This is a genomic window from Chitinimonas sp. (assembly GCF_036568685.1).
GTDB lineage: Bacteria > Pseudomonadota > Gammaproteobacteria > Burkholderiales > Chitinimonadaceae > Chitinimonas.
Window position 1 is genome coordinate 1 of the sequence record NZ_DATCSC010000008.1, and the last position, 12,905, is coordinate 12,905.

The 12,905-nt window shown below is 61.9% G+C and carries 12 protein-coding genes and 1 pseudogene; 9 read left to right on the top strand and 4 right to left on the bottom strand.

The window, feature by feature from the left end; translation table 11 throughout:
- The 7 genes and pseudogenes from ispH to VIM95_RS01265 form a co-directional block, all read left to right on the top strand.
- A pseudogene (gene ispH / locus VIM95_RS01235) lies at positions 1 to 408 on the top strand (4-hydroxy-3-methylbut-2-enyl diphosphate reductase); the annotation flags it as partial.
- A 210-nt stretch (positions 409 to 618) separates the two neighbouring features.
- A complete protein-coding gene (locus tag VIM95_RS01240; RefSeq protein ID WP_331981905.1) occupies positions 619 to 2,607 on the top strand; it encodes a sensor histidine kinase in 1,989 nt (662 codons plus the stop codon).
- Positions 2,604 to 3,236 (top strand): response regulator transcription factor, encoded by a 633-nt coding sequence (locus tag VIM95_RS01245; protein ID WP_331981908.1) that lies wholly within the window; start codon positions 2,604 to 2,606, stop codon positions 3,234 to 3,236. The genes VIM95_RS01240 and VIM95_RS01245 overlap by 4 nt, the downstream gene beginning before the upstream one ends.
- A gap of 130 nt (positions 3,237 to 3,366) precedes the next feature.
- Positions 3,367 to 4,467, top strand: coding sequence for an ABC transporter ATP-binding protein (locus VIM95_RS01250; protein ID WP_331981911.1), 1,101 nt, complete (start codon positions 3,367 to 3,369; stop codon positions 4,465 to 4,467).
- A 55-nt stretch (positions 4,468 to 4,522) separates the two neighbouring features.
- On the top strand, positions 4,523 to 5,557 hold the full coding sequence (locus tag VIM95_RS01255; protein WP_331981914.1) for an ABC transporter substrate-binding protein: 1,035 nt from the start codon (positions 4,523 to 4,525) through the stop codon (positions 5,555 to 5,557).
- Positions 5,558 to 5,638: 81 nt separating this feature from the next.
- On the top strand, positions 5,639 to 6,895 hold the full coding sequence (locus VIM95_RS01260) for an ABC transporter permease (protein WP_331981917.1): 1,257 nt from the start codon (positions 5,639 to 5,641) through the stop codon (positions 6,893 to 6,895).
- 11 nt (positions 6,896 to 6,906) lie between these two features.
- The gene (locus VIM95_RS01265) at positions 6,907 to 7,728 is read left to right on the top strand and encodes an ABC transporter permease (protein ID WP_331981920.1); all 822 of its coding nucleotides are present in this window, start codon (positions 6,907 to 6,909) and stop codon (positions 7,726 to 7,728) included.
- Positions 7,729 to 7,797: 69 nt separating this feature from the next.
- Here the strand turns inward: VIM95_RS01265 and VIM95_RS01270 are convergent, their stop codons facing one another.
- The 3 genes from VIM95_RS01270 to zapE are packed head-to-tail and all read right to left on the bottom strand — an operon-like array spanning position 7,798 to position 10,194.
- Complete coding sequence (locus VIM95_RS01270) at positions 7,798 to 8,034, bottom strand: hypothetical protein (protein WP_331981923.1); 237 nt, start codon at positions 8,032 to 8,034, stop codon at positions 7,798 to 7,800.
- 19 nt (positions 8,035 to 8,053) lie between these two features.
- Complete coding sequence (locus tag VIM95_RS01275) at positions 8,054 to 9,037, bottom strand: NAD(P)H-quinone oxidoreductase (protein ID WP_331981926.1); 984 nt, start codon at positions 9,035 to 9,037, stop codon at positions 8,054 to 8,056.
- Entirely contained in the window at positions 9,034 to 10,194 is a 1,161-nt protein-coding gene (gene zapE / locus VIM95_RS01280; protein ID WP_331981929.1) for a cell division protein ZapE, read from the bottom strand. The genes VIM95_RS01275 and zapE overlap by 4 nt, the downstream gene beginning before the upstream one ends.
- 214 nt (positions 10,195 to 10,408) lie before the next feature.
- Between zapE and phbB the strand changes: the two genes are divergently transcribed.
- Entirely contained in the window at positions 10,409 to 11,143 is a 735-nt protein-coding gene (gene phbB, locus VIM95_RS01285) for an acetoacetyl-CoA reductase (protein ID WP_331981932.1), read from the top strand.
- 54 nt (positions 11,144 to 11,197) lie between these two features.
- Here phbB and VIM95_RS01290 read toward each other — a convergent pair whose 3' ends face one another.
- A complete protein-coding gene (locus VIM95_RS01290; protein ID WP_331981935.1) occupies positions 11,198 to 11,800 on the bottom strand; it encodes an OmpW/AlkL family protein in 603 nt (200 codons plus the stop codon).
- 253 nt (positions 11,801 to 12,053) lie between these two features.
- On the opposite strand from VIM95_RS01290, the gene map reads away from it, so the two are divergent.
- On the top strand, positions 12,054 to 12,869 hold the full coding sequence (gene map / locus VIM95_RS01295) for a type I methionyl aminopeptidase (protein WP_331981938.1): 816 nt from the start codon (positions 12,054 to 12,056) through the stop codon (positions 12,867 to 12,869).
- Positions 12,870 to 12,905: the final 36 nt, after the last annotated feature.

Below are 12,905 nucleotides of genomic sequence, written 5' to 3' on the forward strand. Positions count from 1 at the left end.
GTGGTGGTTGAGGCGCTGAAGCGGCGCTTTCCCGCCATTGTCGGCCCCAAGAAGGACGATATCTGCTACGCCACCCAGAACCGGCAGGACGCGGTCAAGAAGTTGTCGACCGAGACTGACGTGGTGGTGGTGGTCGGCTCCCCCAACAGCTCCAACTCCAACCGCCTGCGCGAAGTGGCGGCCAATGCCGGCCTCGATGCCTATCTGGTCGACAATGCCGAGGAGCTGCAAGCCGCCTGGTTTGCCGGCAAGCGCCAAGTGGGGGTCTCGGCGGGTGCTTCCGCACCGGAAGTGCTGGTGCAGGAAGTCATCGACCGGATACGTTCCTTCGGTGCGGAATCCGTCAAGGAGATGGAAGGCACGGTCGAGGGCATCGTGTTTTCCCTGCCCAAGGGCCTGACCGGCTAGTTGCTGCAACTAACCCACAGTCGCTGTTATTGCTGGACAGTGCTTTGACGAACAGGGGGGGATTCGCGTTAACTTCGGATCGAAGTGGCGCGAACCCCCTCTTTTTGTCCATGACCCTCAAGCCTTGCTGTAGCGCTGCCTGGCAAGCCTCAAGCGGGCTGGTTGCCAGCGGGCCATGCGTTGTACCAATCTTGAGAAGTCTGGAGCGGCATGGCTAGGGTGCTACTGCTTTTCTTCCTGCGAGCAAGGCGCACAGTACTGGCGTTTGGCCTCGCCCTCGTGCCGCTGCTCGCATCGGCCGCGGTAGCAGCCGAGCCCTTGCCGCCGCTGCGGGTCGGTGTGCTGGTTGATCCGCCTTATGTCCTGCGCGAGACGGCGGGCAGCAAGCTGACGGGTGCCAGCGTAGAGCTGGCCGGCCTGCTGGCGAAGCAGATGGGGCGTGAATTGCACTGGCAGGTCTACGATACCCCGGCTCAACTTGCCGCCGCTCGCCGTGCCGGGCAGATTGATCTGCTCCCTCTACAGGCGCAAACACCGGAAGGATTGCGGGATTACCTGTTCAGCGAGCCGGTGGTGCGCATGCCGGTCAAGCTGGTTGCCAGACAAGGATTCCGGGCCGGAACGCTTGAGGAGTTGGGGGGGTACGTCCTGGCGCTGCAGCAGAGCGGGCCGGTCGAGCGCTTTGTGCGCGATAACTACCCCTCCCATATGCGGGCTGCCTACCCTTCCGAGCGCGCCACACTTGATGCGTTGGTCAGTGGGCAAGTCGACGTGGCATTGGTAGACCAGGCGCATGCGCGTGCCTTGGTCGGTCGGGGTGACTATCTCGACCTCGAGGCTATTGGTGATGCAGGCTACACACTGATGTTGCGGGTGGCCAGTCGGAACGACCACCCCGAGCTCGCCGAGGCAATCAATGAGGCGCTCGGCAGGCTCCCTGCCAGCGAATTGGCCAGCTTGCAGCGGCGCTGGCTCAGCCCGCAGACGACGCCACCCTGGAGCAGAGCGTCGTTCTGGCAACTGGGCGCAGCCGGGCTCATGGTCTTGTTGCTGCTGCTGGCCGGCAGCTATCTCTGGCAACGGCGGGCTTATGGCAGCCTGCGTCGGCAGTTGAATGCTACCGAGCAACAGCTGGAATCTCAGGCGGCCAGCGCTGCTGCGCTGCAGCTGACGCAGTTTTCCCTCGATCGCAGCACCGTTGGGGTGTTGTGGCTGGGTTGGGACGGCTTGATCCGTTACGCCAATACGGCTGCGCTCGCGCTGCACGGCTATCCACCGGCGCAGCTGGACGGTCAGAGCGTCCGCCTGCTGGACCCGCAACTGGATGTGGATGGCTGGCTGGCCGCCTGGCACCGGGTCAAGCAGAGCGGCGCGGCCGAATATGAAGCGCTGCATACCCAGGCCGGCGGCGCCAGCTTGCCGGTGGATGTGCGGCTTTCCTACCTGCGCTTCCACAAGACCGAATACTTGGTGATGTTTGTGGCCGATGCGACCGAGCGCCGGCGAGCGCGTGCTGCCCTTGAGGCCAGCGAGGCCAGCATGCGAGAGCTGGCCGGCCATATCGAGACGGTACGGGAAGAGGAAAAGGCGCGCATTGCCAGGGAGGTGCACGATGAGCTGGGCCAGGTCTTGACCGGCCTGCGGCTGGAGGTGTCGATGACCGGGCTCGCGGCCGGTGCGGAGGCGCCCAAGGTGCATGAGCGTGTACAGCGCATGCAGGGCCTCATAGACCAGACCTTCCAGATCGTGCGCAGTATCGCCAGCGAGCTGCGCCCTCCCATACTCAACGCCGGCTTGCCGGCCTCGCTCGATTGGCTGGCCCGCCGCCATGAGGACCGCTTCGGCGTGCCGGTGGTGGTCAGCGTTCACGAAGCGCTGCCTGCCCTGCCCGACGTCGCGGCGGTCGCCCTCTTCCGCATTGCCCAGGAAGCCTTGACCAATATTGCCCGGCACGCCCATGCGGAAACCGTGCGCATCGATCTGACCGTGGCCGAGCAGATGCTGTTTCTTGCCATTGAAGATGATGGCCGCGGCTTTGATGCCCAGGCCGCTCGCCCCACGTCCTTCGGGCTTCTGGGCATGAGCGAGCGGGCTATGGCCATAGGCGGTGTGTGTACGGTGGAAAGTCACTACGGCGAGGGCACAGATGTCACGGTACGCTTGCCGCTTGAACCCTATCTGCAGGAAGCCAAGGCATGATCCGTGTATTGATCGCTGAAGACCACCCCATCGTCCGGGAGGGGGTCAAGCAGCTGGTGCAGTTGAGTGGCGATATGCAGGTGGTGGGCGAAGCCATGGATGGTGAGCGCGTACTGGAGATCCTGCGCGCCACACCTTGCGATGTGCTGCTGCTTGATCTGTCCATGCCGGGTCTTTCCGGCATGGAAGCGCTGCCTCGTATCCTCGCTCAGACCCCCGCACCGGCGATCTTGGTGCTGTCCATGCACGACGAGGCGCAGATGGCGGCTCGCGCCTTGAAGCTGGGCGCGAAGGGCTATGCCACCAAGGCCAGCGACCCTGCCCTGCTGATCGCGGCCATCCGCAAGCTGGCAGCCGGGGGGCGTTATATTGACCCGCAGCTGGCGGACCGCATGGTGTTTGAGGTTGGCCTGGGTAGCGATAAGCCGCTGCATGCGCACCTGTCGGAACGGGAGTTCCAGATATTCCTGCGCCTAGTGAAGGGTGCAGGCGTCAACGAGATCGGCCAACACTTGGCGATCAGCGCCAAGACGGTCAGCACCCACAAGCTGCGTTTGCTGCAAAAACTCGGCTTGAACTCCACCGCCGAGTTGGTGCGCTATGCCATCGATCAGAAATTGATCGACTAGTCCTCCCGCCTTTGTAGGAATTTCCCTACCCGCCTGTAAGCCTGCCCTCACAGCAAAATCCGCCGCCGACTATAGGCGGGCGTGGCGCCGGCGCGCACCATGGCTCATCCGAATCAACGGGCCCGATGCCATGAGTGTCACCGATACGCTGGTCAGCTTCCGCAAGGTGCAAAAGAGCTACGACGGCGAAACGCTGATCGTGCGTGATCTGAACCTGGACATCCGCAAAGGCGAGTTTCTGACCTTGCTCGGCCCTTCCGGCTCGGGCAAGACCACCAGCCTGATGATGCTTGCGGGTTTCGAGACGCCGACCTCCGGAGAGATCTGGCTGGGTGAAAAGCGCTTGGACCGGGTGCCGCCGCACAAGCGTGATATCGGCATGGTGTTCCAGAACTATGCCCTGTTTCCACATATGACCGTGGCAGAGAACGTGGCCTTCCCGCTCAAGGTACGGGGCGTCGGCCGCAGCGAGATAGCGGACCAGGTCAAGAAAGCGCTGGGCATGGTGCAGCTCGACAAGTTTGGTGGCCGCTACCCCGGCCAGATGTCGGGTGGACAGCAGCAACGGGTCGCGCTGGCCCGCGCTTTGGTGTTCCAGCCCCAGTTGGTGCTGATGGATGAACCCCTGGGTGCGCTCGACAAGCAGCTTCGCGAGCATATGCAGATGGAGATCAAGCATATCCATGCCCGCCTCGGTGTGACCGTGGTGTACGTGACCCACGACCAGAGCGAGGCGCTCACGATGAGTGATCGGGTTGCCGTATTCCACCAGGGCGAGATCCAGCAGATCGACACGCCGCGCGGCCTCTACGAGCAGCCCAGCAATACCTTCGTCGCAAATTTCATCGGTGAGAACAACCGGCTCAGCGGCAGCCTGCAAAGCCGCAGCGGCGATACCTGTACCGTGCGTTTGCCGCACGGCGAGACCGTGCAGGCCCTGGCCATCAATATCGGCACCGAAGGCAGCCCTGTCTCCCTTTCCATCCGGCCTGAGCGGATCCGTCTCAACGGTGCGAGCGAAGCCTGCGCCAACCGTCTGACCGGGCGGGTTGCGGAGTTCATCTATCTTGGCGACCACGTCCGTATCCGTCTCGAAGTGGCCGGCGATAACCATTTTGTGGTCAAACAGCCGATTGCCGAGCTCGATGCCCAGCTCAAGGTAAACGATGTCATCCCGCTGGGCTGGGACATCGAGCATGCCCGGGCGCTCGACCCCCTCCAGACGCATTGAGTGTCACTCCCCCTTACTTTCCCGTATCACCACGCACAACATAAAGGAGTTGGTCATGTCGCAGTTTCGCTTTGCTCATTTGCCTTTGTTACTTGCCGGCGCTGCCGCCATTTCGGCCACGGCTGCGGACCTGACCGTCATCTCGTTTGGCGGCGCCAACAAGGATGCGCAGGTCAAGGCCTTCTATGAACCGTTCAAGAAGACCGGCACCAATCTGGTGGCGGGTGACTACAACGGCGAGCAAGCCAAGATCAAGGCCATGGTCGACACCAAGAGCGTGAGCTGGGATGTGGTGGAAGTGGAGTCGCCTGAACTGGCGCGCGGCTGCGATGAGGGCCTGTACGAGAAGCTCGACCCCGGTCTGGTTGGCGGCAAGGCCAACTTCGTACCTGGCGCCGTCACCCAGTGCGGCGTGGGCATCTTCGTCTGGTCCACGGTGCTGGCCTATAACGCGGACAAGCTCACGACCGCCCCGAGCAGCTGGGCAGATTTCTGGGATGTGAAGAAATTTCCGGGCAAGCGCGGTTTGCGCAAGGGCGCCAAGTACACGCTGGAATTTGCCCTGATGGCCGATGGCGTGGCGCCCAAGGATGTCTACAAGGTACTCGCTACCCCGGCCGGCCAGGATCGCGCCTTCAAGAAGCTTGACCAGCTCAAGCCCTATATCCAGTGGTGGGAGGCAGGCGCGCAGCCGCCGCAGTACCTCGCTGCCGGGGATGTCGTGATGAGCTCGGCCTACAACGGCCGGATTGCGACCGCCCAGAAGGAGGGCAAGAACCTCAAGATGGTCTGGAGTGGCGGCATCTATGACTTCGATGCCTGGGCTGTGGTGAAGGGCTCACCGAACAAGGAGCAGGCGTTGAAGTTCATCGCCTTTGCCTCGAAGCCGGAGAACCAGAAGGTCTACTCGGAAAACATCGCCTATGGCCCGACCAACACCAAGGCCAACGCCCTGCTGGCCAAGGACGTCGCCGCCAACCTGCCTACCTCCCCTGCCAATATCAAGAACCAGGTCGGCATTGACGTGAGCTTCTGGGCCGACTATGGCGAGCAGCTGGAGCAGCGTTTCAACGCCTGGGCCGCCAAGTAAGCGAGCGGTGCCGTGCTTCGGCACCGCCGTCGCAGTCGGGGAAGGCCGTGGGCCTTCCCCAACCTATCGCAAGGAAGATCCATGACTACCCCCGCTCCTCCGCCGCTCCTGCTCAGCAAGGATGGTGTGCCGCTGAAGCGTCAGCTGGCCAAGGCCGAGCGCGCCAACAAGCTCAAGGCACTTGCCCTGATCGCCCCCTTGGTGGTGTTTTTGGCCCTGGTGTTTGTGCTGCCGCTGCTAGGCCTCGTGGGGAAGAGCGTCGATAACCCGGAAGTTGTCGGCTTTCTGCCGCGTACGGTCAAGGCACTGGAAGGCTGGGATGGCCGTGGGTTGCCGGCGGAAGCCGCCTACCGGGCGGTCAGCGAAGATCTGCTGGCGGCTCGCGAGGCGCAAACGCTGGGGGATCTCGGCAAGCGCCTGAATATGGAAGCACCGGGCTACCGCAGCCTGCTGGGCAAGACCGCGCGCCAGTTACCGTTCGATGCTGCGCCAGGCAGCTATAAGCAGGCGCTGGGCGAGCTGGATGAGCGCTGGGGCGATCCAGTCTACTGGCAGGCCATCCGGCGCAACAGCAGCAAGACCACTCCCTTCTATGTGCTGGCGGCGCTCGATCGCCATGTCGATGACCAGGGTGAGATCAGCCGGGTTGATCCTGGCCAGGCTGTCTATATGGACGTCTTTGCCCGCACCTTCTGGATGAGTGCGGTTGTCACGGTGCTTTGCCTCTTGCTGGCCTACCCGTTGGCCTATCTGCTGGCCAGCCTGCCCACACGGCGTGCCAACCTGTTGATGATCTGTGTCCTGCTGCCATTCTGGACCTCGATACTGGTGCGTGTTGCTGCCTGGATCGTGCTGTTGCAGTCCGGTGGATTGATCAACGGCGCGCTGCAGATGCTGGGCCTGATCAACGCGCCCCTGGAACTCGTGTTCAACCGGCTGGGCGTGTATATCGCCATGGTGCACATCCTGTTGCCATTCATGATCCTGCCTATCTACAGCGTCATGAAGGGTATTTCACCGAGTTATCTGAGGGCGGCGGTCTCGCTGGGCTCGCACCCCTTCGCGGCATTCTGGCGGGTCTATTTTCCGCAAACGCTGGCGGGTATCGGCGCGGGTGGCCTGCTGGTCTTCATACTCTGCATTGGCTACTACATCACACCGGCCCTCCTGGGCGGGCCGAATGATCAGATGGTCAGCTATTTTGTGGCCTTCTACACCAACAGTACGGTGAATTGGGGCATGGCAACGGCCCTGGGCGGCTTGCTGCTGATCGCCACCTTGCTGCTGTACTTGGTTTACGGCTGGCTCGTCGGGGCCAAGAGCCTCAAGCTCGGATAAGGAGTTCCGCCATGCTGCCCTATGCCTCCCCTATCGAACGCGCCTGGTTCTGGCTGCATCGGCTGTTTTGTGGCCTGGTGCTGCTGTTCCTGGTGTTGCCTATCCTGGTGATCGTACCGCTGTCCTTCAATGAAGGCTCCTTCCTGCTCTATCCGCTGACCGGCTTCTCGCTGAAATGGTATGCGGCCTTTTTCGGTTCTCCGGAATGGATGGCCTCGCTCAAGAACAGCCTGATCGTCGCACCATCGGCGACGGTGATCGCCATGCTGCTCGGCACCCTGGCCTCGGTAGGGCTGACCCGGGCTGATTTCCGCGGTAAGGCGCTGCTGCAAAGCGTGTTGATTTCGCCCATGGTGGTGCCGGTGGTCATCGTTGGTGTGGGCAGCTATCTGTTTTACGCCCCACTGGGGCTGGTGAATGGTTACACCGCGCTGATCCTGGTTCATGCCGCGCTGGGCGTACCCTTTGTGATCATCACTGTGACCGCGACCCTGGCGGGCTACAACCACAACCTGACGCGTGCAGCCGCCAGTCTGGGCGCTGATCCGCTGACGGCTTTCTTCAAGATCACGCTGCCCATCATCGCACCCGGTGTCATCTCCGGCGCCCTGTTCGCCTTTGCTACTTCCTTCGATGAGGTGGTGGTCACCCTGTTCCTGGCGGGGCCCGAGCAGGCGACGCTGCCGCGGCAGATGTTTGGCGGCATCCGTGAGAACATCAACCCGACGATTGCCGCCGTGGCGACCATCCTGATCGCTTTCTCCACCGTGATGCTGCTGGTCCTGGAGTGGCTGCGGGGGCGGGCGGAAAAGATGCGGACGGCAATGGAGTGAGGTGCTGAAGCAGGCTCCCAGCAAAAGAGCCCGGCTTGGCCGGGCTTTTTTGCGTCTCAGGTACACCGCCTATTTGGCTGGCGTCGCGGCAGCTTTGGCGGCCGCTTCGCCGCCATCCTTGCTGGCCGCGTCGATCGCCCAGCTACCTGCCTTGACGACGCCCTTGCCGGTGGCGACTGCCACATCGGTGGTGACTTCCACCGCGGTAACGGCCGTGCTGACGACGGCGGAGGTGACAGTGACCACGGCACAGCCGGGGAGTAGCAGCAAGCCCAAGGCCGGTAGCATCCACATCCATTGTTTCATTGGTTTTCCTGGTTTTGCCTTATTCAATTTCAAGCACTACTTTGCCCTGGTTGCGGTTTTCTTCCAACCAACGATGTGCCGCGGCGACCTCGCTCAGGGGGAATTGGCGGTCCATGGTCAAAGTGGCGTGCCCGGTCTGCAGGGCGCGTAGCACGGTATCGCGCAGGCTTTGTGTCAGACGGGCTTTAACCGCGAGAGGCTGAGGCCGCAGCGTTGAGCCCTGCACGCGCAGGCGCTTTACCAGTAGCTTGCCCAGGTTGAGTTCGGCACCGCTGCCGCCCATCAGGCCGATCACGATCAGGCGCCCATCGGGTTTGAGGCTGTTGAGGTTGGCGTCCAGATAGGTGCCGCCTATGCAGTCCAGAATCACATCCACGCCGCCGATTGCCCTGGTGGCGTCCTGAAAGCTGCCGGTCCGGTAATTAATGGCATGGGCCGCGCCCAATCGGCGGCAGAAGTCGGCCTTCTCCTCGCTGCCTACCGTCACAACAGCTGTTGCACCCCGCAATCGCGCTAACTGGATGGCGGCGGCGCCTACTCCGCTGGCGCCCGCGTGGATCAAGACAGTCTCGCCCTCGCCCAGCGCCGCCAGCTCAACCAGATTCAGCCAGGCGGTCATCCAGGCTTCCGGCAGGCTGGCCGCTTCGGCAAAGCTCAGCCAGTCAGGCTTGGCAATTGCGCAGCCTTCGTCCAGCACGGCGTATTCGGCATAACCGCCACCTGCCACCAGGCCGAATACGGCACTCCCGGGTGGGAAGGCGGTGACACCGGCTCCGACCGCCGTGACTTCACCCGCCACCTCCAGTCCCAGCAAGGGCGAGGCGCCGTGAGGCGGTGGGTAGCGGCCCTCGCGCTGCACGATGTCGGCACGGTTGACGCCGGCTGCCTTGACCCGCACCAGCAACTGGCCGGGGCCGGGATGCGGGCGGGCTACTTGGCCTAGGAACAGTGTGTCGGCGCTGCCTGGGGCATCCTGCAACACGGCGCGCATGGCGGTTTTCATGTGTGTACCACGCTCAGGGCGGCGTCCTTGACCTTGCCGGCTTCGTGCGGCAACGCGAGGTAGTCGGTGGACTGCATTTCGGTCAGGCGGCTCGCGGTACGGAAGAATTCATTGGCGAAGCTACCCTCGGTATAGATGGCCTCGGCCTCGGTCGCCGCCGAGATGATGAGCTTTACCCGGTAGTCGTAGAACACGTCCACCAGCCAGGTCAGGCGGCGCGCCGCCGAGGCTTCGCGGAAAGTGAGCTTGGGCACGTCCGAAAGCAGAACCGTGTGGTATTGGCGGGCCAGCCACAGATAGTCCGTCTGGGAACGTGGGCCATCACAGAGTTCCTTGAAGGTGAACCAGATCACGCCCGGCGCATGCCGCTTGGCGTGGACCTGCCGCTCCTCGATCACCAGCTCATTGGGCAGGTCGCTGCCAGTGGCAAGCTTGCTGAAGATCGTATCCAACTCGCGGTCGGTATCGGGACTCAGCGGGTACAAATAGGTACGGGCCTGGGTCAGGGTACGCATGCGGTAGTCGTTGCCGCCGTCTACATTGACCACTTCGACATTGGATTTGATCAGCTCGATGGCTGGCAGGAAGTTATGCCGCTGCAGGCCATTGGGGTAAAGATCATCCGGGGCGTAGTTGCTGGTGGCGACCAGCACGGTGCCGAGGTTGAACAGATGGGTGAACAGCCGTGCCAGGATCATGGCGTCGGCAATATCCGATACATGAAACTCGTCGAAACACAGCACCCGGGTGTCGCGCGCGATATTGGCAGCCACGGTGGCCAAGGGATCCGTCTCGTTCTTGAGCGAACGCAAACCGTCATGCACCTCTTGCATGAAATGATGGAAGTGCAAGCGGCGCTTACGGCGAAACGGCAGGCAGGCGAAGAAGCCATCCATGAGGAAGCTCTTACCGCGCCCTACCCCGCCCCAGAAATACAGGCCCTTGGGAATGTCTGGCGTGGGCAGGAGGCTGCGACCGAACAGACGGTCGCGCTTGCGCTTGAACTCGACCAGCTCCTCGTAGAGCCTTTGCAGGTGCCGGATGGCATTTTCCTGCGAAGTGTCGCGCTGAAAGCCCGGCTGTTGGGCTGCGGCCTCATACCAGGTCAACGGCGGGGTGCCAGGCGAGATGTGGGCGGTGAATACGTGTTGTGACATGGTGATGGCAGCGGGAACAATGAGCGCGATTATAGCCTCCATGCCACAGTAGTCGGCGGATGGAGCGGCTTCTGGCTGGCATTGCCGCCGCTGTAGCGCACGGGGGGTTTCCTACTTCGATCACTCGTATATATTGAGGGTGGGCGCAGCAAAGCAATGCAAAGCAAATCCAATAAGCGCCCCCTCAAGCACGCAAACTCAGGAGCATAGCAACATGGCCAGAATCGCACTCGTCACCGGCGGCATGGGCGGAATCGGAACCGCTATCTGCCAGAAGCTCGCCGACGCCGGGCATATTGTCGTGACTACCTACAGCCGTCCTGGAAAGGAGGTCCAGTGGCTGGCGGATCAGAAGGAGAAGGGATACAGCTTTCATGCTTACCAGTGTGACGTGGCGGACTACGATGCCTGTCAAGCACTGGCGAGCCGCATCGTGGCGGAGGTCGGCCATGTCGACGTGTTGGTCAACAATGCCGGCATTACAAAGGACACCACCTTCCGCAAGATGGGCAAGGTCGATTGGGACGTGGTCATGCGCACCGACCTCGACTCGGTCTTCAATGTCACCAAACCCTTTATCGATACGATGACCGACCGCAACTTCGGCCGGGTGATCAATATCTCCTCGATCAACGGCCAGAAAGGCCAGTTCGGGCAGACCAACTACTCGGCAGCCAAGGCCGGCATGCATGGTTTCACCAAGGCATTGGCGCAGGAAGTGGCCAAAAAGGGGGTGACGGTCAATACGATCAGCCCGGGCTATATCGCCACCGAAATGGTCATGGCGGTGAAGGAGGAAATCCGTCACGCCATTATCTCCGGCATACCGGTCAATCGCCTGGGTACGCCTGAAGAAGTAGCGCAGTTGGTGGTCTTCCTGGCTGGGGACCATGCCGGCTTTATCACGGGCTCCAATATCGCCATCAATGGCGGCCAGCACATGTTCTGATCGCTGCAGGCATGAAAAAGGCGCCTTAGGGCGCCTTTTTCATGGGGTTTCGCCTCAGAAGTGAGTGCCTACGCCCACGCCCCAGACCACGGGGTTGATCTTCAGGGTGCCCAGGCTGGCACCGCCGCGCACATTGACGTCGGTCTTGATGTAGAGCTTCTTGACGTCCAGGTTGACGAACCAATCCTTGTTGACGGCGATATCCACACCGGCCTGCAGCGCACCACCGAAGCTGTTCTTGTCCACATCCAGCGGTACAGCGCCGGCGTGCAGGTCGACATTATAGAAACGGGTGTAGTTGATGCCGGCGCCGACATAGGGGCGGATGTTGGTGTCAGGCGCAAAGTGGTACTGCAGCGTGAGCGTGGGCGGGAGGTGGCTGACCTTGCCCAGGCTGGCGCCGCCAGCGGTCACGGTGTGGCGGGCTGTGCCCAGGATCAGCTCGGCACCCAGCTTGTCGGTCAGCATATAGGTGAAGTCCAGCTCAGGCGCGGCCTTGTTGTCTACATCCACGTTCAGCGTGCTGAGCGCGCCGCTGGTGGAGACGTCGGGTGCCACGTCGATGACGCGGCCGCGGATCAGCCAGTCGCCCTGGGCCGCCATGGCGGACCCGGACATGAGCAGGCCGGCGACGAAAAGCGATAGTTTGCCTTGCATGGTGCAGTTCTCCGTAGTGTGGCCCGCTTCAAAGCGCGGGATTGCCGACACCTTAAGAGGACTGGAGACCACGGATATTGCGCTGCGTCATGAATCCCGTATTCGGACTGGGCGCATCTACCGGCCTTGGTGCGCTGAAAACACGATTTCTGGCATTGAAAGCCCTTTTAAATCAATGTGATAAAAATTCGCAAATTGCTCTCGATGGCATGGAGGCGATATCCTGTCTCTTTGCTCGCTTTGAGAGCCCGTCATGGCCGTCGTCATCAAGACCCAGGAAGATATCGAAAAGATGCGCGTTGCCGGCCGCCTGGCCGGTGAGGTGCTGGACTACATCACGCCCTTTGTGAAGCCCGGCGTGACCACGGCGGAGCTCAACCGCCTTTGCCATGAGTACATGGTGAATGTGCAAGGCACCATTCCTGCACCCCTCAATTACTGCCCGCCAGGCTATACCCCCTACCCGGCTTCGATCTGTACCTCGGTCAACCAGGTCATCTGCCATGGCATACCGAACGACAAGCCGCTCAAGAACGGTGATGTGGTCAATCTGGACATCACGGTCATCAAGGATGGCTACCACGGCGACAACAGCCGGATGTACATGGTCGGCGAGGTGCCTTCGCATGCCAAAAGGCTGGCGCAGGTTACCTACGAGTGCATGTGGATCGGTATCGATATGGTGCGGCCGGGTGTGCGGCTGGGGGATATCGGCGCTGCCATCCAGCGCCATGCCGAAAAGAACGGTTATTCGGTGGTTCGTGAATTTTGCGGCCATGGCATCGGTACCAAGTTCCACGAGGAGCCGCAGGTGCTGCACTATGGCAAGCCCGGTACGGGCCTGGAGCTGCAGGCCGGCATGATCTTCACCATTGAGCCCATGATCAACGCTGGTAAACGCGAGATCCGCGCCATGCCGGACGGTTGGACTATCGTCACCAAGGATCGCTCTCTGTCGGCGCAGTGGGAGCACACCATCCTGGTAACCGAGACTGGTTATGAGGTCTTGACCCAGTCGGCCGGTACACCGGCCAAGCCGGCCTTACTGGCTAGTGCCGTGGCTGCCTGAGGCCAAGGACTGAACAACAACAGCGCCGGTCACCCG